Annotated in this window: 17 protein-coding genes and 1 pseudogene; 5 read left to right on the top strand and 13 right to left on the bottom strand. The window is 56.0% G+C overall.

The annotated features are described in order from the left end of the window. Positions 1-7: 7 nt before the first annotated feature. From ACVCAM_RS05730 to ACVCAM_RS05720, 3 genes are all read right to left on the bottom strand, one after another. Positions 8-982 carry a DUF1852 domain-containing protein gene (locus ACVCAM_RS05730; protein ID WP_320750792.1) on the bottom strand — a complete coding sequence of 325 codons (975 nt, stop codon included), beginning with the start codon at positions 980-982 and terminating at the stop codon, positions 8-10. A gap of 213 nt (positions 983-1,195) precedes the next feature. Further along, positions 1,196-1,879, bottom strand: a complete 684-nt coding sequence (locus tag ACVCAM_RS05725; RefSeq protein ID WP_100122597.1) for a YrhA family protein — start codon at positions 1,877-1,879, stop codon at positions 1,196-1,198. A 10-nt stretch (positions 1,880-1,889) separates the two neighbouring features. Then, on the bottom strand, positions 1,890-3,005 hold the full coding sequence (locus ACVCAM_RS05720) for a DUF6883 domain-containing protein (RefSeq protein WP_407223329.1): 1,116 nt from the start codon (positions 3,003-3,005) through the stop codon (positions 1,890-1,892). A gap of 389 nt (positions 3,006-3,394) precedes the next feature. Here ACVCAM_RS05720 and ACVCAM_RS05715 point away from each other — a divergent pair, with 389 nt between their 5' ends. Then, positions 3,395-3,934, top strand: coding sequence for a DUF2058 domain-containing protein (locus tag ACVCAM_RS05715; RefSeq protein ID WP_023327414.1), 540 nt, complete (start codon positions 3,395-3,397; stop codon positions 3,932-3,934). 7 nt (positions 3,935-3,941) lie between these two features. On the opposite strand, the gene ACVCAM_RS05710 is transcribed toward ACVCAM_RS05715, so the two are convergent. Together ACVCAM_RS05710 and azoR are read right to left on the bottom strand one after the other, a co-directional pair. Continuing rightward, positions 3,942-4,628, bottom strand: a complete 687-nt coding sequence (locus tag ACVCAM_RS05710) for an RluA family pseudouridine synthase (RefSeq protein WP_095442560.1) — start codon at positions 4,626-4,628, stop codon at positions 3,942-3,944. A gap of 90 nt (positions 4,629-4,718) precedes the next feature. Then, entirely contained in the window at positions 4,719-5,324 is a 606-nt protein-coding gene (gene azoR, locus ACVCAM_RS05705) for an FMN-dependent NADH-azoreductase (protein ID WP_008502313.1), read from the bottom strand. A 205-nt stretch (positions 5,325-5,529) separates the two neighbouring features. On the opposite strand from azoR, the gene hrpA reads away from it, so the two are divergent. After that, complete coding sequence (gene hrpA, locus ACVCAM_RS05700) at positions 5,530-9,432, top strand: ATP-dependent RNA helicase HrpA (RefSeq protein WP_407223330.1); 3,903 nt, start codon at positions 5,530-5,532, stop codon at positions 9,430-9,432. 81 nt (positions 9,433-9,513) lie between these two features. On the opposite strand, the gene ACVCAM_RS05695 is transcribed toward hrpA, so the two are convergent. The 5 genes and pseudogenes from ACVCAM_RS05695 to ACVCAM_RS05675 form a co-directional block, all read right to left on the bottom strand. Beyond that, positions 9,514-10,173 (bottom strand): O-methyltransferase, encoded by a 660-nt coding sequence (locus tag ACVCAM_RS05695; protein ID WP_045416039.1) that lies wholly within the window; start codon positions 10,171-10,173, stop codon positions 9,514-9,516. Between the two features lie 87 nt (positions 10,174-10,260). Continuing rightward, entirely contained in the window at positions 10,261-11,640 is a 1,380-nt protein-coding gene (locus tag ACVCAM_RS05690) for an efflux transporter outer membrane subunit (RefSeq protein WP_407223331.1), read from the bottom strand. Next, on the bottom strand, positions 11,637-12,719 hold the full coding sequence (locus tag ACVCAM_RS05685) for an HlyD family secretion protein (RefSeq protein ID WP_025911245.1): 1,083 nt from the start codon (positions 12,717-12,719) through the stop codon (positions 11,637-11,639). The genes ACVCAM_RS05690 and ACVCAM_RS05685 overlap by 4 nt, the downstream gene beginning before the upstream one ends. Before the next feature lie 22 nt (positions 12,720-12,741). Then, the gene (locus ACVCAM_RS05680) at positions 12,742-14,394 is read right to left on the bottom strand and encodes an MFS transporter (protein ID WP_008502308.1); all 1,653 of its coding nucleotides are present in this window, start codon (positions 14,392-14,394) and stop codon (positions 12,742-12,744) included. A gap of 158 nt (positions 14,395-14,552) precedes the next feature. Further along, a pseudogene (locus tag ACVCAM_RS05675) lies at positions 14,553-15,876 on the bottom strand (MFS transporter). 327 nt (positions 15,877-16,203) lie between these two features. On the opposite strand from ACVCAM_RS05675, the gene ACVCAM_RS05670 reads away from it, so the two are divergent. Continuing rightward, the gene (locus ACVCAM_RS05670; RefSeq protein ID WP_407223332.1) at positions 16,204-16,998 is read left to right on the top strand and encodes a YdcF family protein; all 795 of its coding nucleotides are present in this window, start codon (positions 16,204-16,206) and stop codon (positions 16,996-16,998) included. A gap of 49 nt (positions 16,999-17,047) precedes the next feature. On the opposite strand, the gene gap is transcribed toward ACVCAM_RS05670, so the two are convergent. Then, complete coding sequence (gene gap, locus ACVCAM_RS05665; RefSeq protein WP_045372776.1) at positions 17,048-18,049, bottom strand: type I glyceraldehyde-3-phosphate dehydrogenase; 1,002 nt, start codon at positions 18,047-18,049, stop codon at positions 17,048-17,050. A 189-nt stretch (positions 18,050-18,238) separates the two neighbouring features. Here gap and cybB point away from each other — a divergent pair, with 189 nt between their 5' ends. Beyond that, positions 18,239-18,769, top strand: coding sequence for a cytochrome b561 (gene cybB / locus ACVCAM_RS05660; RefSeq protein ID WP_021242559.1), 531 nt, complete (start codon positions 18,239-18,241; stop codon positions 18,767-18,769). 98 nt (positions 18,770-18,867) lie between these two features. Here cybB and ACVCAM_RS05655 read toward each other — a convergent pair whose 3' ends face one another. Both ACVCAM_RS05655 and ACVCAM_RS05650 read right to left on the bottom strand, forming a co-directional pair. Next, positions 18,868-19,935, bottom strand: coding sequence for an oxidoreductase (locus ACVCAM_RS05655; RefSeq protein ID WP_407223333.1), 1,068 nt, complete (start codon positions 19,933-19,935; stop codon positions 18,868-18,870). Positions 19,936-19,948: 13 nt separating this feature from the next. After that, a complete protein-coding gene (locus ACVCAM_RS05650; RefSeq protein WP_021242557.1) occupies positions 19,949-20,692 on the bottom strand; it encodes a DeoR/GlpR family DNA-binding transcription regulator in 744 nt (247 codons plus the stop codon). A gap of 738 nt (positions 20,693-21,430) precedes the next feature. Between ACVCAM_RS05650 and ACVCAM_RS05645 the strand changes: the two genes are divergently transcribed. Continuing rightward, complete coding sequence (locus tag ACVCAM_RS05645; protein WP_008502300.1) at positions 21,431-22,768, top strand: TolC family outer membrane protein; 1,338 nt, start codon at positions 21,431-21,433, stop codon at positions 22,766-22,768. Positions 22,769-22,862: the final 94 nt, after the last annotated feature.

Raw genomic sequence — 22,862 nt, 5'->3', positions numbered from 1 at the left:
TAATGTATTAAAGCGTGTAGTTATCAGACCACTGCTCAAGAATGTGTTTGTAAGGCTTAATAAAGTACTCTTCGGTAAACCGACCCTGTTCAATCGCCAGACGACTTCGCTCTTCCCGGTCATACACAATTTTGGTTAAGGAGTGATCCTGCTGGTTCAAATCCGGTCGGTAGCACAGCCCCGCCGCCGAGTTGGCGTTATAAATTTCCGGGCGATAGATCTTCTGGAACGTCTCCATCGTGCTGATGGTGGCGATCAGTTCGAGGTCGGTGTAATCACTCAGCAAATCCCCGGTAAAGAAGAACGCGAACGGCGCCACGCTGTGTTCCGGCATGAAGTAGCGCACGCTCAGGCCCATCTTCGCGAAGTACTGCTCCGTAAGCGATTCGCCATCCGGCTGGTACTCAACGCCCAGCATGGGGTGCTGGTTACCGGTGCGGCGATAGGTATCTTTGCTGGAGACGCTCAGGCAAATCACCGGTCCTTTTGTGAAGTTCTCTTTGTATTCAGGTGAACTCACAAAATGGCGGAAGATATTGCCGTGCAGTTCGCCAAATTTTTCCGGAATGCTGAAGTGCTGCTGGTTCTTGTTGTGCTCCAGCAGCAGCACGCTGAAATCATAATCCCGCACGTAAGACGAGAAGTTATTCCCGACGATGCCAGGGATACGCTGGTTGTTTTTCTTGTCGACAATGGTGGTTTGCAGTATCTCAATGGCCGGGAACGGCTTTTCCGCGCCAATATTCAAATCGACAGAGATGATTTCAAGTTCAACCGCATAGCGATCGGCGTTTGGGTTATCCCAGCGCGCTAAAGCATTAAAGCGGTTGTTGATCATCACCAGCGTATTGCGCAGGTTTTCCTGACGCTTTTCTCCGCGCGCCAGGTTGGCGAAGTTGGTGGTCGTACGCGTATTTTCTGACGGGTTGTAATTCTCATCGAAGCAACTGCGCTTAAGGGTATATGTGAAAGCTTTGCTCATTGTGGTTATGCATCCTAAGTTCATGTTGCTAAGAAGTTACCAATGCATAATTTATGCCTGAGCCCGTGGAGCAGGGGAAGTGACTTAATTTCAATGCAACATGAGGGAAGTTCATGAACGGACTGCGATGGTTATCTGCTTCGTGATTGTTCAGGCGGCGCTGGGAAGAAATAGGCTGGTTGCAATTACAACCAGCAATGGATGTTGCGGATTTCAGTTCATTGTATCAATCAGCGCGGACAACATTTCGCTGAAGTTAACATGTGATTCAATGGCAAATTCGGTCGATGCCTTATCACGGATCTCGAAACAGTCATCTTTGAAGTTGTAGGCAAACACGGACATAGCATCTTCACCAATGAGTACCTTGTCAGTAAGGTTTGGATCAACATAGATGTCGTTGTCACGTATTTCAACGTTTCGAATGTAGATATTCGACCATACGGGTTCACCGTTTTCCGCCTGCGCCAGGCTGTACAGCGTCAAACCGTTATACTCAAGTCCATCCATGATTTCGAACATACCAGAGTAGTCCAGCCGGTTAATCATTAGGCGTTGGATATCCTCGTAAATTCTTCTCTTCTGAGCATCCCATTCAGCAGGGGCGGCGTTGCGCATCAAATCTGCTATTACGTCTGGATCTACTGGGTTCGCTACGGGGAAATTATTGTCAACCAGCAATGTTTTAAGGATATTTGGGGTGAAATAACTCTTCAACTGAGCGGGAAGCAAAGCAGGCATTGCTATTGTTCTTCCTTCTTCGTCGCAAAACTCGACAAGATAGGCCAGCGTCGGGGTATTGAAAACCATAACAATCGTACCAATAGTCCCTTTTACCAGCCCTTCATTCGGTAAATCCTCTCCTAAAACCACAACGTCTAATTCGGCTCTTTTCATTTGTATTTTCTCATTTAACGAATAGGGTTGTCAGGCGAGGAACTAACGCGTCTGTTTCATACATCCAGCCAGTACGCACGATTGCTGTTTCACCGTTGACGCCTAAAATGGGCATTTCGACAGCCATTGTTTGACCGTAACTATTTGCCTGCAAAACTTTTGCTGGGGCCAATAATACGCCGTCCTGAATTCTTGCGGCTAAAACATCTGCATTAGTTGGGTTGTATCCCAGCGCTGACTCAAACACTCGGGCTTTGTGTCCTCCAGTAGGATGTGTTGAATCTAAAGCATAAGCCGCGAGTTTTTTCGGGTCGACAACCGCGTGTTCAGCATTCACTAGTGTGCCGCTCTGAGAGGTGAAACCTTTTACATATGGGCTCTCAAATGCTGGTATTTTACTGAGCCCCGATATTTCATCTATTTCGCTTAAAGGATTTAACCTGCCCATTGTTAATCCTGCCGCAACGGAGGCGCTCGCAATGATTAACCCTTTGTTGTTCATGACTTGCTCATAACCTGCTGGAGAATCTCCGCCAAGCTGCAGCGCGGTTTCATGAAACCTTGTAATATTGCCGTTATAAATACCACCAGCGGCGAGCAGACGACCCACAGCTTTACTGTTCAGCGTTTTCTCCGACGGTGCAGAGGTTGGCGCGTAATAATCATAATGCATCCGTTGAGTAGGAGCGGGCTTCCTGCCTTGGCGATCGGCAATAACGTGCCGGTAGGCACTCAGGATTTCGTCCTTATACCATGCATGCCACGATGAGGAAGTAGGGGTAAAAATTAGCTCGCCGTTATTGTCGATATAAAACGGGTTCCGGTCGCTGCTCCAGCGCCTGGAGGTATCCACACCAACAAGCCAACCAATTTTCAGCTCGTGTTTTACTTCGTCATAAATGGGATCTGCGTCGCTGCGATACCTGCGTTCATACGGTCTTTGATGTGGGGATACGCTATATTTTTTCTTGGGGAGACCAAAAGTTAGACTGTGACCGTTCGCTTCATAAGAAAGATCGTAATAAATACATGCCTCTCTCAGCGAGCCCGCAGGCGTCAGAATATATTGAAAATCTCCAGGGTCTAATCGCCGTGTTAATTCATGTGACCTGTAGAGTCGAAACATATGAAATCCTTATCCTTTATTTTTGTGTGGATTCTCCGCCTCGACAGTTTAAAAATCAACCGATGAACACAGTGAATTTTTAACAATTCAGTGCTGATCATGAATAGAAGCAGACAAAAAATGTAAATTACAGTCTCCTGAAATGCGCTATGAATATACCAACGCCTGTAGTGGGTACAGATATAAACCTCACATCATATTTATGAACGGCTCATTTTTTAAGAAAATGACCTGGTAATTTTTAACCACTATTCACGCATTACCATTCGTAGAAGCTGCATGAAGAATGAACCAGACTCCGGCAGCAAAACGCCATGCCTGCTTCTCTGGCACACGCTCCGCAATTCCCGCTATAATCCCCAAAATTTCCAACCGGTTTAGAAATAATCATGACAAAACTCACCTTACAAGAGCAGATGCTGAAAGCGGGCCTCGTCAGCAGCAAGAAAGCGGCGAAAGTGCAGCGCACGGCAAAGAAATCACGCGTTCAGGCGCGTGAGGCTCGGGAAGCGGTAGAAGAGAACAAGAAGGCCCAGATCGAGCGTGACAAGCTGCTGAGCGAGCAGCAGAAGCAGGCCGTGCTGGCGAAAGAGTTTAAGGCGCAGGTGAAGCAGCTGATCGAGATGAACCGCATCACCGTCTCAAGGGGCAACATTACCTTTAACTTCACCGACGGTAATCTGATCAAAAAAATCGAGGTGGACAAGCAAACCCAGGCTCAGCTGATCAACGGCCGTCTGGCGATTGCCCGCTTGGTCATCAACGCCAGCGGTGACTGCGAATACGCGATTATCCCGGCGGTAGTGGCCGATAAAATTGCCCAGCGCGATGCCGACAGCATCGTGTTAAACAGCGCGCTCAGCCAGGAAGAGCAGGACGAAGACGATCCGTACGCGGACTTCAAAATCCCTGACGATTTGATGTGGTAAACCACATTCAGAACGGGGCGGCGTGGCGGGCGTTAACCGGCTCGCCGCTCACGGGATGAATAAAATTCAGCTCGCTGGCATGCAGCATCAGCCGGGGCGCGTCTTCAGCGCCCGGCACGTCAAGACCGCCATACAGATCGCAACCCAGAATCGGGTGCCCCAGCTGCTGGCAGTGAATGCGCAGCTGATGGGTTCGCCCGGTCTCCGGGATCAGTTTCACCCGCGTTAACGGTAATCCCGCCCCCTGATAAAACCGTTCCACGACCTGGTAGCGGGAGCGGGCGGGTTTACCGGTGATGGCGCAGATCGCCATCAGCGGGAACAGCGCCGGGTCTTTGGCAATCGAGGCGTCAATGACCCCTTCATCATTTACCACGTGGCCGCAAAGCAGGGCGCTGTAGACTTTCTCCACGCTGCGCTGGCTAAACTGCTGGCACAGTGCCGCGTTAATGGCCTTATTGCGCGCAACCACCATCAGCCCGGACGTGCCAAAATCCAGACGGTGCACCAGCGTGCAGCCCGGGAACGTCTGAACCAGACGATAATGGACGGAATCAAGGTTTTGCGGATTTTTGCCCGAGAGGCTGAGCAGGCCGGAAGGCTTATCGATCAGCAGCAGATGTTCATCCTGCCAGAGGATTTGAATGTCATCGTGACACGGTGGGGCAATAAAAGAATCAATGATCGCAGACATCAGGCCGCCCGGCTGGAGAGTGGGAGCGGATGATAGCGAAATGCGGGGGAAAAGAAAAACCCTCCCACCGGGCGGTGAGAGGGTGAAGTCTTACGCTGCAACCAGGCTGTCGATGGCGGCTTTCGCGTCGGTCTGCGCTTTGGTCGCCACTTCCGGACCGTAAGCGATGCCTTCCGCGAACACGAAGTTCACGTCAGTGATGCCGATGAAGCCCAGGAACAGGCTCAGGTACGGCGCAACCAGGTCGGTTGGGGTATCTTTGTGGATACCGCCGCGGCTGGTCAGCACGATAGCGCGTTTGCCTTTTACCAGACCTTCAGGGCCGTTCTCGGTGTAACGGAAGGTTACGCCAGCGCGCGCCACCAGGTCGAAGTAGTTCTTCAGCTGGGTTGGGATGTTGAAGTTGTACATTGGGGCATTGATGACGATGACGTCATGCGCCTGCAGCTCAGCAATCAGCTCGTCGGACAGGGCCAGCGCTTCCTGCTGACGCGGGCTCAGCGGCGCATCGCTTGGGCGCAGCGCGCCAACCAGCTCGCCATCGAGCACAGGAATGGGGTTTGCAGCCAGGTCACGCACGGTGATTTCGTCAGCAGAATGCTGTTCACGCCACTGTTCAACGAAGTAATCAGACAGCTGACCAGACTGAGAGTACCCTGCCAGAATGCTGGATTTCAAAACTAATACTTTGCTCATGGGTGATTCCTGTTGTTGCATTTGATTGAAGGGGGTTGCCCCGTTGTTTGTTGACACTCTATTCACAATCCTGCCACAGAGATAGCGCAATATATCGAAGCCTATGTTCGAATTTTTTGAATAAGGCACGAAAGGCGTCAGTGTGGTACTCTATAGCAATCATTAAAAAGAGAGTTTATCAGGGCGTGTACTGCCCTTTAACGCTATGACAGAACAACAAAAATTCACCTTCCCGATGCTCCTGCAACAGCTCGATTCTCTGACGCTGCGCGATAAACAGCGCTTCGCCCGCCGTCTGCACGGCGTCAAGAAGGTTAAAAATCCTGATGCTCAACAGGCCATTTACCAGGAGATGGCGAAAGAGATTGAACAGGCGGCAGGGAAGGTTGTGCTGCGCGAAGCTGCGCGCCCGGCGATTACCTACCCGGAAAACCTGCCCGTCAGCCAGAAGAAACAGGACATTCTTGAGGCCGTACGCGACCACCAGGTGGTGATTGTGGCGGGTGAAACCGGTTCGGGGAAAACCACCCAGCTGCCGAAAATCTGTATGGAGCTGGGCCGCGGGATAAAAGGCCTGATTGGCCATACCCAGCCGCGTCGTCTGGCGGCGCGCACCGTTGCCAACCGTATTGCCGAAGAGCTGCAGACGGAGCCGGGCGGCTGCATCGGCTACAAGGTGCGCTTCAGCGACCACGTGAGCGATAACACCATGGTCAAGCTGATGACCGACGGTATTCTGCTGGCGGAAATTCAGCAGGATCGCCTGCTGATGCAGTACGACACCATCATCATTGACGAAGCGCACGAGCGCAGCCTGAACATCGACTTCCTGCTCGGCTACCTGAAAGAGCTGCTGCCGCGTCGCCCGGATCTGAAAGTTATCATTACCTCCGCGACCATCGACCCGGAACGCTTCTCGAAGCACTTCAACAATGCGCCGATTATTGAGGTGTCTGGACGGACGTATCCGGTTGAAGTGCGCTATCGCCCGATTGTGGAAGAGGCGGATGATACCGAGCGCGACCAGCTGCAGGCCATCTTCGACGCCGTTGACGAGCTGGGTAACGAAAGCGCGGGCGACATCCTGATCTTCATGAGCGGCGAACGCGAAATCCGCGATACTGCCGATGCGCTCAGCAAGCGCGACCTGCGCCACACCGAGATCCTGCCGCTGTATGCCCGCCTGTCCAACAGCGAACAGAACCGCGTCTTCCAGCCGCACAGCGGACGCCGCATCGTCCTGGCGACCAACGTGGCGGAAACCTCGCTCACCGTGCCGGGCATTAAATACGTGATCGACCCGGGCACGGCGCGCATCAGCCGCTACAGCTACCGCACCAAGGTTCAGCGGCTGCCGATTGAGCCGGTCTCTCAGGCTTCTGCTAACCAGCGTAAGGGCCGCTGCGGCCGCGTGTCGGAAGGGATCTGCATTCGTCTCTATTCCGAAGACGATTTCCTGTCGCGCCCGGAGTTTACCGACCCGGAAATTCTGCGCACCAACCTGGCGTCCGTTATCCTGCAGATGACCGCCCTGGGGCTGGGCGACATCGCGGCGTTTCCGTTCGTCGAAGCGCCGGATAAACGCAACATTCAGGACGGCGTGCGTCTGCTGGAAGAGCTCGGGGCGATTACCACCGACGAGCAGGCGACGGTTTATAAGCTGACGCCGCTGGGCCGCCAGCTCAGCCAGCTCCCGGTCGACCCGCGTCTGGCGCGCATGGTGCTGGAAGCGCAAAAGCACGGCTGCGTGCGCGAGGCGATGATCATTACCTCGGCGCTCTCCATTCAGGATCCGCGCGAGCGTCCGATGGACAAACAGCAGGCCTCGGACGAAAAGCACCGTCGCTTCCACGACAAAGAGTCCGATTTCCTCGCCTTCGTGAACCTGTGGAACTACCTCGGCGAGCAGCAGAAGGCGCTCTCTTCGAACCAGTTCCGCCGCCAGTGCCGGGTGGATTTCCTCAACTACCTGCGCGTGCGCGAGTGGCAGGATATCTATACCCAGCTTCGCCAGGTGGTGAAAGAGTTGGGCATTCCGGTGAACAGCGAACCGGCGGAGTACCGCGAAATCCATATCGCGCTGCTGACCGGCCTGCTGTCCCACATTGGGATGAAGGACGCCGAGAAGCAGGAGTATACCGGCGCGCGCAACGCCCGTTTTGCCATCTTCCCCGGTTCCGGCCTGTTCAAGAAGCCGCCGAAATGGACCATGGTTGCCGAGCTGGTAGAAACCAGCCGCCTGTGGGGACGCATTGCCGCCCGTATCGATCCGGAATGGGTCGAACCGGTGGCGCAGCATTTGCTTAAGCGCTCGTACAGTGAACCGCACTGGGAGCGCGCGCAGGGCGCGGTGATGGCGACCGAAAAAGTGACCGTTTACGGCCTGCCGGTGGTCGCCGCGCGCAAGGTCAACTACAGCCAGATCGATCCGGCGCTCAGCCGCGAGCTGTTTATCCGTCACGCGCTGGTGGAGGGAGACTGGCAGACGCGCCACGCCTTCTTCCGCGAAAACCTGAAGCTGCGCGCGGAAGTGGAGGAACTTGAGCACAAGTCCCGCCGCCGCGACATTCTGGTGGACGATGAAGCGCTGTTCGAGTTTTACGACCAGCGCATCAGCCACGATGTGATTTCCGCCCGCCACTTCGACAGCTGGTGGAAGAAGGCCAGCAAAGAGACGCCGGACCTGCTCAACTTCGAAAAGAGCATGCTGATTAAAGAGGGGGCGGAGTCGGTCAGCAAGCTCGACTACCCGAACTTCTGGCATCAGGGCAACCTCAAGCTGCGGCTGACCTATCAGTTCGAGCCGGGGGCAGACGCGGACGGCGTGACCGTCCACATTCCGCTGCCGCTGTTAAACCAGGTGGACGAGAGCGGTTTCGAGTGGCAAATTCCCGGCCTGCGCCGCGAGCTGGTGATTGCGCTGATCAAATCTCTGCCGAAACCGGTGCGCCGCAACTTTGTGCCTGCGCCAAACTACGCGGAAGCGTTTTTGGGCCGCGTCACGCCGCTGGAGCTGCCGCTGCTGGACGCGCTGGAGCGCGAGTTCCGCCGCATGACCGGCACCACCATCGACCGCGACGACTGGAACTGGGATCAGGTGCCCGATCACCTGAAAATCACCTTCCGCGTGGTGGACGATAAAAACAAAAAGCTGCAGGAAGGGCGTTCGCTCGGCGAACTGAAAGAGGCGCTGAAAGGCAAAGTCCAGGAGACGCTCTCTGCGGTGGCCGACGACGGCATCGAGCAGAGCGGGCTGCACATCTGGAGCTTTGGTCAGCTTCCGGAAAGCTACGAGCAGAAGCGCGGCAACTATAAGGTGAAAGCCTGGCCTGCGCTGGTGGACGAGCGCGACAGCGTGGCGATCAAACTGTTTGATAACCCGCAGGAACAGCAGCAGATGATGTGGCGCGGGCTGCGTCGCCTGCTGCTGCTCAACATCCCGTCGCCGATCAAGTATCTGCACGAGAAGCTGCCGAACAAGGCCAAGTTGGGGCTCTACTTTAACCCGTACGGCAAGGTGCTGGATCTGATTGACGACTGCATCTCCTGCGGCGTGGACAAACTGATCCACGAGGCGGGCGGCCCGGTCTGGACGGAAGAGGACTTTGCTCAGCTTCACGAGAAGGTGCGTGCGGAGCTGAACGACACCGTGGTGGAGATTGCCAAACAGGTCGAGCAGATCCTCACCACCGTGTTCAACATCAACAAGCGTCTGAAAGGGCGCGTGGATATGACCATGGCGCTGGGCCTGTCGGACGTGAAGGCGCAGATGGCGGGGCTGGTTTACCGCGGCTTTGTCACCGGCAACGGCTTCAACCGTCTCGGCGATACGCTGCGCTATCTCCAGGCGATTGAAAAACGTCTGGAGAAAATGGCTATCGATCCGCACCGCGACCGCGCGCAGATGCTGAAAGTGGAGAGCGTGCAGCAGGCGTGGCAGCAGTGGCTGAACAAGCTGCCGCCAGCTCGCCGCGACGATGAAGACGTGCAGGCGATCCGCTGGATGATCGAGGAGCTGCGCGTCAGCTTCTTTGCCCAGCAGCTCGGTACGCCGTATCCGATTTCGGATAAGCGTATTCTGCAGGCGATGGAGCAGATTTCAGGTTAAACCCTTGCCCGGTGGCGCTGCGCTTACCGGGCCTACGGGAGAACGGGGAGGCCGGGTAAGGCAAAGCCGCCACCCGGCTGGTTATCGTTCTACAATCGCCAGCGTAAACCCATCCCAACCCTTAATCCCCACCGTTTGCAGCGCGGTGGCGGTTAAGCGCGGGTTATCCCCCATCATCTCAATAAAACGCCGCACGCCCAGCACGCGCGCGTCGTCGCTTTCCCCGTTGATTACCTCGCCGTCACGCACCACGTTATCGCCGATAATTACCGTGCCGGGGCGGGAGTAGTGCAGCGCCCATTCCAGATAGCCGGGATTGTTTGGCTTATCGGCATCAATAAAGATCAGGTCGAACGGCGGAACCTCGCCGAAATTCTCCAGCGAGCTCAGCGCCGGACCCTCAATTAATTCAATGCGTTCGTTTAACCCCGCAAGCTGAATATTCTCGCGCGCAACGCGGGCATGCGTGGGATCGGCCTCAAGCGTAATCAGCTTACCGTCCGGCGGCAGCGCGCGCGCCATCCAGATTGAGCTGTAGGCACCCAGCGTCCCGATCTCAAGAATGCGTCTTGCCTGCGTCATGCGCACGAACAGCGCCAGCAGCTGCCCCTGATTGGCCGCGACATCATGTTCAGGCAGCCCGGCGCGTTTGTTGTTTTCCAGCACCTGATTCAGTACGTCATCGTCAGGAATAAGTGACGAAATCATGAAATTATCAACTGCAGACCACTGTTGTTGCATAGATTGACTCCTTGTGGGGATTGCCGGGTGGCGGCTACGCCTTACCCGGCTTACAGGGCTGAGGAATAAGCGCCACCGGGCAGGTTTTCAGGCACTGACCCAGCCGCCGCCCAGCGCTCTGTACAAATCAATCTGCGCCAGCAGCAGGTTATTTTTCACCTGCACGACGCTGGTCTGGACCGAGAACAGCGTGCGCTGCGCGTCCAGCACGTCCAGATAGGAGGAGTAGCCGTTGCGATAGCGATTCTGCGCAATGCGCAGCGTCTCCTGGGCCACATCCTGCTGGGCAAGCAGCTCCGTCAGCTGTTCCTGATAGCGACTTATCGCATCAAGGCTGTTGTTCACTTCGGCAAATGCGTTACGCACGGTTTTTTCATAAGCGTACAGCGCCTGGTTACGCTGGGACTGAGAAATATCCACCTGCGCATTCAGCGCCTGGCGGTTCAGCAGCGGGGCGAGAATACTGCCTCCGACGCTCCAGAGCTGAAGCGGGTTGTCCAGCAGGCCGGAAAGGGTGCGATCCTGAACCGATCCTGTCGCGGTCAGGTTGATCGACGGCAGCAGGCTGGCGCGCGACGCCGCGAGCGAGGCATCCGCCGCTACCAGCTGGCGTTCGGCCTGGACGATATCCGGGCGGCGGTTCAGGAGCGCAGAAGGCAGCTGCGACGGCAGCGTTAGCGGCGTCAGTGCCGCAAAGCTTTCGCTGCGCGCCACGTCGCCGGGGTTGCTTCCCAGCAGCAGGCTGAGGGCATTCTCCTGCTGTGCAATCTGGTGCTGCAGCACGGGCACCTGCGCCCGCGTCGAGCGCAGTTCGGAATCCGACTGCATCAGCTCCAGGCGCGAGCTGTAGCCCGTCTCAAACTGACGCTTCGAGAGGTTAAACGCCTCTTCGCGCGATTTCAGCGTGGACTCGGTCACCCGCAGCTGCTCGTCAAGCGAGAGCAGGGTGACATACCCGGATGCCACAGACGAGGCGACGGTCAAATCCGCGGCCGCGGCCGCGGCTTTTTGCGCCGCCAGCGAGGCTTCGGCAGCGCGCGAGGTGCTGCGGTTGACGCCCCAGATATCCACGTCATAGCTTGCCGTCAGGCTCCCTTTGTACAATGTGCCGTAAACCGGCAGCCCGGTCGCAGCGGATTGTGAACGGGCGCGCGTCCCGGTTACGCCCGCGTCGAGGGAGGGAAACAGGCTGCCGTCGGCCGCATAGACCCGCGCCTGATACTCGTTTATCCGTTCGCGGGCGATCAGCACGTCGCTGTTATGCTGTAGCGCCTGATCCACATAGCGGTTCAGGTGGTTGTCATGGAAATTACGCCACCAGAGCTGCTCCGTCGGGCTGGCAGGGCCGGAGACGGTGCGCCACTGGGTGGGGATGTGCAGCGTCGGCTGCGCCGGTTTGACGTCAACGGACTGGCATCCGGCCAGCATGACCGCCGCCACCAGCGCGGCTATCGGGCGAAGGATCATTGCTTCGCCTCCCGCGTATCAATGGTCACCTGTACCGACATACCCGGACGCAGCAGGGCAGAGTCCTCAGGCTTACCAAGCACCTCAATGCGCACCGGAATACGCTGGGCAATTTTGACAAAGTTCCCGGTGGCGTTATCCGGCGTGATGGCGCTGAACTCCACGCCGGTCGCCGGGGAGATGCTCTCCACGCGGCCCTGATACGCTTTGTTGTTCAGGGCATCGACGGTGAACTTCACCGGCTGGCCGACGCGCAGCTCCGCGAGCTGGGTCTCTTTAATGTTGGCGATGACCCAGTGCTGCGGCGGCACCAGGGTGGTGAGATGGGTTCCGGCGGTCACGTAGGCCCCGAGACGCACGGCGATCTGGCCGAGCTGGCCGTCACGCGGCGCCACAATGCGGGTGTTTTGCAGGTCAATCTGCGCCAGCTCCAGCGCCGCTTTGGCGTTTTCAACATCCGCTTCCAGCGCACCGCGATTGACAATCACCGTCTGCAGATCCTGACGCGACATCTCAAGGGCGGCTTTCGCCTGGTCGATGTCGGCGCTACCCTGAGCGGCACTGGCCAGCGCGGCGTCGCGCTCGCGAATGGAAAGCGAGCCGTCCGCCGTCAGCTCTTTCACCCGTTTTAAATCCGCCTGGCTTTTCAGGCTCTGGGCGCGGGCATTTTTCAGCGCGGCGTCATTTTTGGCGATTGTTGCTTCGGCGCTTTTACGCTGCTGCAGGTTGTTATTCAGGGCGGCAATTTTCATCGCCAGCTGCGCCTCTGCCTGATGCACCCGCTGACGATAGATACGGTCATCGATCTGCAGCAGCAGGTCGCCTTTTTTCACCTGCACAAAGTCCTGAACCTTTACCTCGGTGATATAGCCGTTCACCTGCGGGCTGATAAACGTCGTCTGGCCGCGCACGTAGGCGTTATCGGTAAACTGCGCGTGACGGGTGAACGGCGGCAGTTGCCACGCATAAAGGATCACCAGCACGCCGACAATACCGATGGCGGCGGCGGTGAAAACGGAAACAATGCGCACATTTTTGCGGGTGTTGGCCTGCTCTTTGGCGGCATCCTGCTGACTCATAAACTCTCCAGAACTCTTTCAATTATTTGTTGCCGGTGGCGTTCTTCAGCGCCAGACGGGCAGTAATGCGCAGGCGCAGCAAGCGCCATAAAATCCAGACCAGCGTGGCGGCAGCGATGCTCGCCGTCAGCAGATAAGTATCGTTATAAGCCAGAATATTCGCCTCCAGCGCGGTGACCGTTTGCAGCTGCGTTATCGCCTGGGTGCCCAGCAGCGCGCTGTCGCCAATCAGGCTTTTATACATCTGGGTATAAAGCTGAATTCGCTCGTTGACCAGCGGGTTGAGCGTGGTGAGCTGGTCCGCCAGCAGGCTGGAGTGGTATTTCTCGCGCCAGGTCTGGAAGGTGCCGAGGATCGCGGAGCCCAGCAGGCCACCGAGGTTCTGGCTCATGCCAAACATCACCGAGAAGCTGACCAGGTTCCGCGGGTCGGCGATCACCCCGCCAATGGCGGCCAGCATAGCGGGCGCCAGGAAGAAGGCGCTGCCGAAGCCCAGCAGGAACTGGCTTACCATCAGCTGATCCGGACGGGTCAGGTTGTTGGACTGGCTGTCCAGCAGCGAGGCAACAATCATCAGCGCCAGAGAGGTGATGATTGGCCACGCCAGTTTCGTCGGCTTGATGGTGAGACAGCTGGTGACAATCCCGCAGACGATCCCGGCGAAAATGGACCACGCCAGATGCGTCATCTGCTCGTTCTGTAAGCCCACGTACTGCAGCCAGCCGATGACGCCGGTGTTCTGCTCTGCCAGCACGATACGGATCAGCAGCATAATCAGCCCCAGGCGGACGATGCTGCCGCTCGACAGCCAGCGGGTGTTCAGCAGCGGGTTGCTGCGGTTATGTTCAAAGACGATGGCTGCGACAATCAGCACCAACGATAGCGCCAGCGACCAGCCGATCCAAGGCGCTTCGAACCACCAGTCAAGGCGGCCCAGAGAGAGGACGGCACAGAGCAGGGCCATCCCGGGGGCCAGTAAAAAGAAGGTGATAAAGTCTTTTTTCTCAAAGACCTTGCGCCGGTCGCCCGGCGGCAGTTTTAAGGCGATGACGCAGGCCAGGGAGATCAGCGCCAGTCCCAGCTCGAAGAAATAGAGCCCGCGCCACTCGTCCAGCTGCAGCAGCTCGGTTGAAAACAGGCGGGCCAGCGGGATGGCGAGCGACGATCCGGTGATGCCGATGGTCAGCGCCTTCAGGCGGTGCTTCGCAGGCCAGGCCTGGATCTGATAGTAAATCCCCAGCGAGCTGAGCGCGGCGGCCACCATGCCGTGCGCGGCGCGCACCATCAGCGCCGAGCTGAGATCGTTAACGAACAGGTGGAAAAAGGTGACCAGCACGTACAGCACCAGAAAACCTTCCGTAAAGGCGCGCAGGCCGTACTGCTGGCGGAATTTAACCAGCAGCAGGTTGATGGAGATGTTGGTCATCACATAAACCGCGGGCAGCCAGGCGATTTCGGTTGACCAGGCGCCGAAGGTCCCCTGCAAATTTTGCAGGTTGGCGGTCACCACCGCATTCCCCAGCGCGCCCGTCAGGCAGACCAGCAGGCCCACGACGCCATAGGCAATGCGTTTTGGCGTACTGTGTTCGGGCGTGGAGGGCGAACCCAGCAGGGCGGGTTTCTCATGTGGCTGCCACTCGCGAGGAGCATAAGGGTCGCGTTCGGGCAGGCGCATAACGTCGTTTACCTTAGAAATGATTGAATAATTAGCGGGCTAGCGATTCTACGACTCCCGCAAATGATAATTCAAGTGAATATGATTTACGCATGTTAATCAAATGGTGAAGGGAAATTTAAGGAAAAAGAGCGGCCCGCAGGACGGGCCGGGAAGGGTCAGAGACGTTCGGGCTGCGCCTGGATGAGAGTGGCGCGCTTAACGCGGCTGGCGCAGAAAATCGCGATTAAAGAAATGGTCACCGTGACGGCAAGATACCAGGCCACCGGCACCCAGTCGCCGTCGTATTTTGCCAGCAGGCCGGTGGCAATCAGCGGCGCGGTACCGCCTGCCAGCGCGGCACCCAGCTGATAGCCGAGCGTAATGCCGGTGTAGCGCACGTTTGCGCTAAAGATTTCAGAGCACAGCGTGCCGAGTACCGCCGTGACAGGGGCCCACAACACGCCAAAGGCGATGACCGTCGCGAGCACGATACCCCACGTGGTGCCGGTATTGAGCAGCATAAACCACGGTACGATAAACAGGCCCAGCACGAAGACGCTGATTGCGTACATGCGCTGACGGCCTACCTTATCGGAGAGCAGCCCCATTAGCGGGATCATAAGGGTCGCCACCAGGGCTCCCAGCGTCACGGCTTCCAGCGCCTGCGATTTCTGATACGTCAGCGTGCTGGTGGCATAGCTCACCACGAAGGTCGAGAAAATATAGAACGGCGCGGTTTCAACCACCTTCAAACCGGCGGCAATCAGCACTTCACGCCAGTGATGTTTCAGCGTATCGCGCAGGGGAGTCTTAGCCACCTGGCCGGACGCTTTCACTTTCTGAAAATCGGGCGTTTCGTCAATATCTTTGCGGATCCACAGGCCGAGCAACACCAGCACCGAGCTCAGCAGGAACGGGATGCGCCAGCCCCAGGAGAGAAAATCCTCCTCGCTGAACAGGGTCATCAGCGACACGATAAAGGTTGCCATCAGCATGCCGATGGTGACGCCCGCCTGCGGAATACTGCCGAAGAAGCCTTTACGTTTTTCTGGCGCGTATTCATAGGCCAGCAGCAGCGCGCCGCCCCATTCACCGCCGATGCCCATCCCCTGAATGATGCGCATCAGGATCAGCAGCGCAGGCGCCCAGAGGCCAATCATCTCATACGTGGGCAGCAGGCCAATCATAACGGTTGCACCTCCCATCAAAGAGAGGGTCAGCACGAGGGTTTTTTTCCGTCCGATGCGGTCGCCGATGTGGGCGAAAAGTACCCCACCAATGGGGCGAATAAAGAAGGTTAATGAGAAAGAGAGAGAGATAAGAGAGGATGAGTCCGATCACCGGATCGACCATCGGGAAAAAGATCTTATTGAAGACCAGCGCGGCCGCCGTACCGTAGAGAAAATAGTCAAACCATTCAATGGCGCTCCCGGTAAGGCTGGCGATTAACACCTTTTTATTTTTACGTAACACCGTCGTCGTACTTTCATGTTCTGTGATGACCTGAAACCCCGCCACGTTGATGATGAGAGAGGTGTCACCTGGCGCGCTTCAGGTGCAACCTGTGATGATAAAAAAGGTTGTGAAATTGTTAAGCAACTTAGGGTTGGATGTTGTCTTTGGCAAGCGCAGGGGGGATAAAACTGGTCAGATCACGGCGAAATAAGCAGCGTTGGGTGCTTTTTCATGCCGCCTGCACAATACAATGTTTTGTAGGGCTGGAAATCAAAAGCATAATAGGCAGGTGCAACCCGATGATTTTTGGATGTTTCTGGTTATTTCAGAAAAATGATAAATTCGGCGCTTCAACAACGTGAGGAGTTCACCATGGTTCAGCCCCATTTTCCCGTTCTGGCGGATGCCACGCTGGCGGCCATCAATACTGTCGGCGCATGGCTGGCGCAGGATGACCTGAGCGCGACCCGTCCGAGCCCGGAAGTCGATGCGGTGATTCTGGCCGGAAACGCGGTGATCCCAACCATTGACGCGGCCTGCCGTATTGCCGCCCAGAGAGATGTACCGCTTCTGATCAGCGGCGGCATCGGCCATTCGACCCCCTTTTTATATACCGCCATTGGCAATCATCCGCGTTACCACACCGTACCGGTCACAGGGCGGGCCGAAGCGAGCATTCTTGCCGACATTGCGCGGGCGTTCTGGCAGATCCCCGAGGCGCGTCTGTGGGTTGAGGATCGCTCCACCAACTGCGGTGAAAACGCGCGCTTTAGCTGGAACATGCTGAAACAGCGTCATCGAACGACCGGGCGGGTGCTGGTGGTGCAGGATCCGACGATGCAGCGCCGCACGATGGCGACGTTTGCCCGCGTGTGTCGTGATGAGCCCGTTTCACCGCAGTGGATCAGCCATCCCGGGTTTACGCCGACGCTGCAAAACGGTAACGAGGGCGTGGAATTCAGCGAGGGCCACACCGGGTTGTGGCCCGTTGACCGTTACCTTTCACTGGTTATGGGGGAGTTGCCGCGCCTGTATGACGACGCTAACGGCTATGGCCCGGCCGGGCGGGATTATATTGCTCACGTTGAATTCCCTGAGGCCGTCACCGCCGCGTGGAAACAGCTACAGCAGGATCCTGTCCTGAAGGGCGCACGTAAAATAATTTAGGCACGGAACAATCCCCTCGCCCCATTGGGGAGAGGGTGAGGGGGAAAAATCACAGCGCCGCAAACTTATCCAGCGTCCGCACCAGCTGCGTCACAAACCCATACTCGTTGTCATACCAGGCAACGGCTTTCACCAGCTGAAGGTCTCCCGCTTCTGACACCTCCGTCTGCGTGGCGTCAAACACCGAACCATAATGCGAGCCAATCACATCTGACGACACAATCTCTTCATCGGTATACCCGAACGATTTATTGCCCTGAGTGGCCTTTTTCAGCGCGGCGTTAATCTCCTCAACGGTCACTTTCTTGCCCAGAATGGCCACCAGTTCGGTCACGGAGCCCGTTTTAACCGGCACGCGCTGGGCGTGGCCTTTCAGTTTGCCGCTGAGCGCAGGGATCACCAGACCGATGGCCTTTGCGGCGCCGGTGGTGTGCGGAATGATATTCTCTGCCGCCGCCCGGGAGGCGCGAAGATCTTTCCCGCGCGGGCCATCCACCAGCGCCTGGGTACCGGTATAGGCATGAATGGTGGTCATGGTGCCCACCTTAATTTCAAACGCGTCGTTCAGGGCTTTTGCCAGCGGGGCGAGGCAGTTAGTGGTGCAGGAGGCGACGGAAATAATGGTATCACTGGCGTCAATGGTCTCGTCGTTCACGCTGTAGACGATGGTTTTCATGTCCCCCGCGGGCGCAGAGATCAGCACCTTCTTCGCGCCCGCGTCCAGGTGCGCCCGTGATTTCTCTTCAGACGTATAAAAGCCGGTGCACTCCACTATGATATCCACGCCCGCGGCTTTCCACGGAATGTGCTTTGCCTCTTTTTCGGCATACACCGCGATGGTTTTACCGTCAACGATCAGCGCATCCTCGGTGAAATCCACGCTCCACGGGAAGCCACCGTAGTTGGAGTCGTGCCTGAGCAGGTAGGCCAGCACTTTTGGAGAGGTGAGGTCGTTGATGGCGACGACGGTATTACTGTCCTGGGTTTCAAGAAGGCGGCGCAGAACAAGACGTCCGATGCGTCCAAATCCGTTAATGCCAATTTTACTCATGGTGTTCTCCTGTAAACGTGTCGATGTGACAGTTTGAACTCATCCAGGCTTAGACCATCACGGGCAGGGCGGCAATTGAAGATGCTTCATGCGGGAGGATGTATTTGAAAAACCATACAGAAAAGTTAATGAATTTTTAAGGAAAGGAGATTATGTTGGCGCGGTAACTGTTTTTAATCGAGAAATCACATGCGCACTAAATATACAAGCCTGCAAATCGGCATCCACTGGCTGGTGTTTCTGTTAATCATCGTCGCCTACTGCGCCATGGAGTTCAGAGGTTTCTTCCCGCGCACCGCGCGCCCGACGATCAACATGATCCACGTCTCATGCGGGATCAGTATCCTGGTGCTGATGGTGACGCGTCTGCTGGTTCGCCTGAAATTCCGTGCACCACCGATTCAACCGAAGCCAAAAGCGATGGTGACGGGGATGTCTCATCTGGGGCATCTGGTGGTGTATCTGCTGTTTATTGCGCTGCCGCTGATTGGCATTGTGATGATGTATAACCGGGGCAGCGACTGGTTTGCTTTTGGCCTGGCGATGCCGCATGCGGCGGAGTCCAATTTTGACCTGGTAGATATGCTGAAAGAGTGGCACGAGACGCTGGCAAATCTGGGCTATTTTGTGATTGGCCTGCACGCCGCGGCGGCGCTGATGCACCACTATTTCTGGAAAGATAATACCCTGCTGCGCATGATGCCGAAAAAGCGTTCGTAGTCTTTAACGCTTGCCGGGTGGCGGCTATGCCTTACCCGGCCTACGATGCAATTCCAGAATCGTAGGCCGGGAGCGCTACGCGTCACCCGGCTTGTTTTTTAACCCAACAGAGCACGCTCTTCAGCCGTTAACGCCAGCGTCTGCGTTGACCCCGTTTCCGACGACGTCACCGCCGCTTCCAGCACGGCCATTACCGCCAATGCCTCAACAGGGTGGACAGGATTGGCGATTTCCCCGCGTAGCGCATCACGCACGTTGATGTAGTACTGACGCTGATCGCCTTTCGGGGTAGGGATCGTCTGCGATGCGCCGTCAGCGCCAAAGAACACCATGCTGTCGCTGTCTTCGCCCCAGGCCTCACTGCCGGGGATCACCCCAGAGAGCAGCTGTGCTTCCTGCTGATCGATTCTGGCCTTCACCACGCTGCCCTTTTCCCCGTGGACGGCAAAGCGCGCCGTACCGCCCGCCACCAGCATGCTGGCGTGCAGAATCACCTTATGCTCCGGGTAGTTTAAGACCACGTGCGCCCAGTCGTTGATTTCTGCACCGTCGCGCAGCGTCGCGATATTCCCCTGAACCGACTGCGGCAGTCCAAAGAGCTGCAGCGTCTGGTCGATAAGATGAGGACCCAGGTCAAACCATAAGCCACTTCCGGGGACGTTCTGCTCGCGCCAGCGCACGCGCACTTCCGGGCGGAAGCGGTCAATATGCGACTCCAGATGTTTAATTTTGCCGAGCGTGCCCTGCTCAATAATCTGCTTAATGCCGAGAAAATCGCTGTCCCAGCGGCGGTTGTGGAAGACGGAGAGCAGACGCTGCTTTTCCTCCGCCAGCGCAATCAGGTCGCGGGCTTCCTGCATGTCGAGGGTGAAAGGCTTATCCACCACGACATGCTTGCCGGCGTTCAGAGCCAGCGTCGCCAGCGGGGCGTGCGTGGCGTTGGGGGAGGCAATCACCACCAGATCAACATCCGGATGCTGAATAGCCTCTTCAGGGGTGGCGACCACCTCTACGTCCGGCAGATCGCGTTTAACCTTCTCTTCATCACGAGAATAGACCACGGCCAGCTTAAGCCCGTCCACAGACTGGATTAACGGGGCATGGAAGGTTTTGCCCACAAATCCATACCCGATCAGCGCAATGTTAATTGTTCGAACTGTACTCATGAACTTCTCCACGTTAATTCGCGCACACCGTGACCTGCAATGCGCCAGGGTCCCCAAGCTCAGGCCAGGGACGATCTAAAAAGAGTTGTTGAATGTTGGATAACCCGGAAACCAGATACGGCTCGCAGCGGTTGACCTTCAGGTGGTCGGCAACAATCCAGTGCGCATGGCTTGCGTCAAGCATCGCGCGCTTAACCTCGGCATCCGCTTCTTTACCGGCGCTCAAACCGAGTTCGGCATGAATGGCGCACGCCCCGAGGATGGCGATATCTGCCCGATAGCGGGACAGCAACGACAACGTGGCGCTTCCGGCAAACAGGCGCTGCTGGTGGTCCCATTTCCCCCCGAGCAGGATCAGTTCAACGTCTTCCCGGTCGCTAAAATGCTGGGCGATATCCAGCGACGTGGTTATGACGGTGAGCGGCCCGCGAAGAAAGGAGGCGACAGCCATTACCGTGCTGCCCGCATCCAGAAACAGGGTAGAACCCGCAGGGACCTGCAGGGCGACCTGTTTTCCGAGGCGCTGTTTGGTTTCCGGCAGCAGCGTATTGCGGCCCTGACGGTTCATGGCGGAGAGATTCAGCGCGATGGCTCCGCCGTGGTTCTTCTGCGCCAGACCCTGGTTCTCCAGGTCGGTCAGATCCCGACGGATGGTATCGGCTGAAACCTGCAGCTTTTCTGCCAGTTCGGTGATGCTGGCCTGGCCTTGCTCGCTCAGGATATCCAGAACGTGGCGCTGTCGTGCAGTTTTGTGCATCGGTTACATTCCTGCAAAATATCGCAATAGTTTGCATAATACAGCATTTTAACGCAGAGAGAAGGGCAACGTGGTTTTGATGTCGCGGAGTGAGGTGATGATTCAGATGCGTGATTATTAAAATTTTATTAAACAGGTATAAGCAAGCCGTTTTGAATGTTAACCATAATGTTATTGTTATGTTTTATTTAACGGTTTGGATTATGTAACCAGTGCAACACCATTGTCTGGATTTAAGTTTCGACAAAATAGATATTTATAGATATTAATTGCTTTAATTAGTTTTTTAATAGCGATAAATCCCAATTCATCCTGTTTGGCTACTTAAATTGACACTTCTTTGAAAATCTTTGTGTCTGACCCGCGCGGAAATTAACGCAAAAATGTGCAGGGAGCAAATTAAGAATTTTCCTTAAATAACAGACGGTTTATATGTTTCATCTGAAAGGTCATTTTAAGAGTTTTGTCCAGAAACCCCATCTTTTTCCTTAATTGTAACACCACATTAACATTGTGGGTGTAGTGGCCTATAACACATTTTGTTATGCTGCTAACCACTTTAGGAAATAAGTAAATTCTTAATTAAATAAGACGCAGGCAGATCTCATCTCCAGGGGGAAATGGGTATGGGGAGTTTTACCTAAAATTCGGCAAGGATGCTAAAAAAGATATTTGTCTAATTATCTATACCTCTTTTTGGGTAATTGCTTCAGTGTCACTCAGAGTCAGGGAGATAAAATGACGATATTACGAAAGCCAATGTTACGCCGATTTACAGCAGCGCTGGCATTCATTTCATTAGCCATAAATACGGCGTACGCCAATAGTAATCAGGTGGGTATTGCCCCGGTTGCCAGGACCACCTTAAAAGAAAGTATTCTTTTTGCTATCGATCGCGATCCGTCTATTAGTCAGCAGGCCGCGCAGCTCGGTATTGGTCAGGCACAAATAGATGAAGCGCGCAGCGGCTGGATGCCGCAAATATCGCTGAACGGGAGCACGGGCCATAGCCAGACCACCGATTCCAGCGGGTCGCTGAAGAATTCAGCCGCCTGGGGACTGAGCCTGACGCAGCTGATCTATGATTTTGGCAAGACCAATAACAGCATCAGCCAGTCTTCCGCCCAGCGCGATAGCTATCGCTACCAGCTGATGAGCACGCTCTCTGACGTGGCGGAAAAAACGGCGCTGAGCTATGTCGAGGTCAAACGCTATGCCGATCTGCTGCAGGCAGCAAAGGAGAACGTTCAGGCCCTGAAAAATGTTGAGCAGCTGGCAAAGCTGCGCGCCGACGCGGGCGTGAGCTCGACCTCCGATGAGCTCCAGACCCGCACGCGTATTGCCGGTATGCAGGCAACGGTCGCGCAGTATCAGGCCGCCTTAAACAGCGCCCGCGCAAGGCTTGCGGTATTAACCGGCATGCAGGCAGAAAACTATTCGCCTGTACCCGCAAACCTCGCGGTTGAACCTGATTCGCTCAACCGCATTGATTATTCGCTGATACCGGCGGTCATGGCCGCGCAAAACATGGAGCGCTCTGCCCAGTATGGCGTGGAGACGGCGAAGTCCCAGCACTGGCCGACCCTAAGCCTGAAGGGCGGACGTACCCGTTACGAGTCGGACAACCGTTCGTACTGGGACGACCAGATCCAACTCAACATTGACGCACCGCTTTATCAGGGCGGCGCGGTCTCTGCACGCGTGCGGCAGGCTGAAGGCGCGCGGGCGATGGCCTCCTCTCAGGTCGATCAGGCGCGTTTCGACGTCCTGCAAAAAGCCTCCGTCGCGCAGGCGGACTGGACCGGCGCGCGGGGAAGAATGGAGGCCGGGAAACAGCAGCTGGAAAATGCGCTGCGCGCCCGTGATGTTTATAAAAATGAGTACACCCTGAGCAAGCGGAGCATTAACGATCTGCTCAGCGTTGAGCAGGATGTCTGGCAGGCCACCTCGGCGAAAATAATCGCTGAGTATGATGGCTGGAGTTCAGCAATTAATTATGCTTCCGCGGTTGATAATTTAATGCCGCTTATTGGAATAGAGAAAAACGCTGCCGCAAAACTACCCGATTTGAGTTAAAAAAAGACGCGTATTGTCGCGCAAAATAAGTCTGAAAATAATGGGTGTTTTTTCCCAGGGATAGCTACATCCGTCTGGTGGACATATCCACAGG

The sequence above is a fragment of the Enterobacter sp. CFEC122 genome (genome assembly GCF_052983755.1).
Note: the sequence above shows the minus strand (reverse complement) of the source record. Positions and strands in the feature narration are given on the sequence as shown.

Bases quoted from the DNA above. Each gene is read 5' to 3' on its own strand.
- azoR (WP_008502313.1), bottom strand. From the start codon at position 5,324: ATGAGCAAAGTATTAGTTTTGAAATCCAGCATTCTGGCAGGGTACTCT.
- ACVCAM_RS05710 (WP_095442560.1), bottom strand. From the start codon at position 4,628: ATGTCTGCGATCATTGATTCTTTTATTGCCCCACCGTGTCACGATGAC.
- ACVCAM_RS05695 (WP_045416039.1), bottom strand. From the start codon at position 10,173: ATGCAACAACAGTGGTCTGCAGTTGATAATTTCATGATTTCGTCACTT.
- ACVCAM_RS05730 (WP_320750792.1), bottom strand. From the start codon at position 982: ATGAGCAAAGCTTTCACATATACCCTTAAGCGCAGTTGCTTCGATGAG.
- ACVCAM_RS05725 (WP_100122597.1), bottom strand. From the start codon at position 1,879: ATGAAAAGAGCCGAATTAGACGTTGTGGTTTTAGGAGAGGATTTACCG.
- ACVCAM_RS05685 (WP_025911245.1), bottom strand. From the start codon at position 12,719: ATGAGTCAGCAGGATGCCGCCAAAGAGCAGGCCAACACCCGCAAAAAT.
- ACVCAM_RS05690 (WP_407223331.1), bottom strand. From the start codon at position 11,640: ATGATCCTTCGCCCGATAGCCGCGCTGGTGGCGGCGGTCATGCTGGCC.
- ACVCAM_RS05645 (WP_008502300.1), top strand. From the start codon at position 21,431: ATGACGATATTACGAAAGCCAATGTTACGCCGATTTACAGCAGCGCTG.
- ACVCAM_RS05720 (WP_407223329.1), bottom strand. From the start codon at position 3,005: ATGTTTCGACTCTACAGGTCACATGAATTAACACGGCGATTAGACCCT.
- ACVCAM_RS05655 (WP_407223333.1), bottom strand. From the start codon at position 19,935: ATGAGTACAGTTCGAACAATTAACATTGCGCTGATCGGGTATGGATTT.
- ACVCAM_RS05680 (WP_008502308.1), bottom strand. From the start codon at position 14,394: ATGCGCCTGCCCGAACGCGACCCTTATGCTCCTCGCGAGTGGCAGCCA.
- ACVCAM_RS05670 (WP_407223332.1), top strand. From the start codon at position 16,204: ATGGTTCAGCCCCATTTTCCCGTTCTGGCGGATGCCACGCTGGCGGCC.
- ACVCAM_RS05715 (WP_023327414.1), top strand. From the start codon at position 3,395: ATGACAAAACTCACCTTACAAGAGCAGATGCTGAAAGCGGGCCTCGTC.
- cybB (WP_021242559.1), top strand. From the start codon at position 18,239: ATGCGCACTAAATATACAAGCCTGCAAATCGGCATCCACTGGCTGGTG.
- hrpA (WP_407223330.1), top strand. From the start codon at position 5,530: ATGACAGAACAACAAAAATTCACCTTCCCGATGCTCCTGCAACAGCTC.
- ACVCAM_RS05650 (WP_021242557.1), bottom strand. From the start codon at position 20,692: ATGCACAAAACTGCACGACAGCGCCACGTTCTGGATATCCTGAGCGAG.
- gap (WP_045372776.1), bottom strand. From the start codon at position 18,049: ATGAGTAAAATTGGCATTAACGGATTTGGACGCATCGGACGTCTTGTT.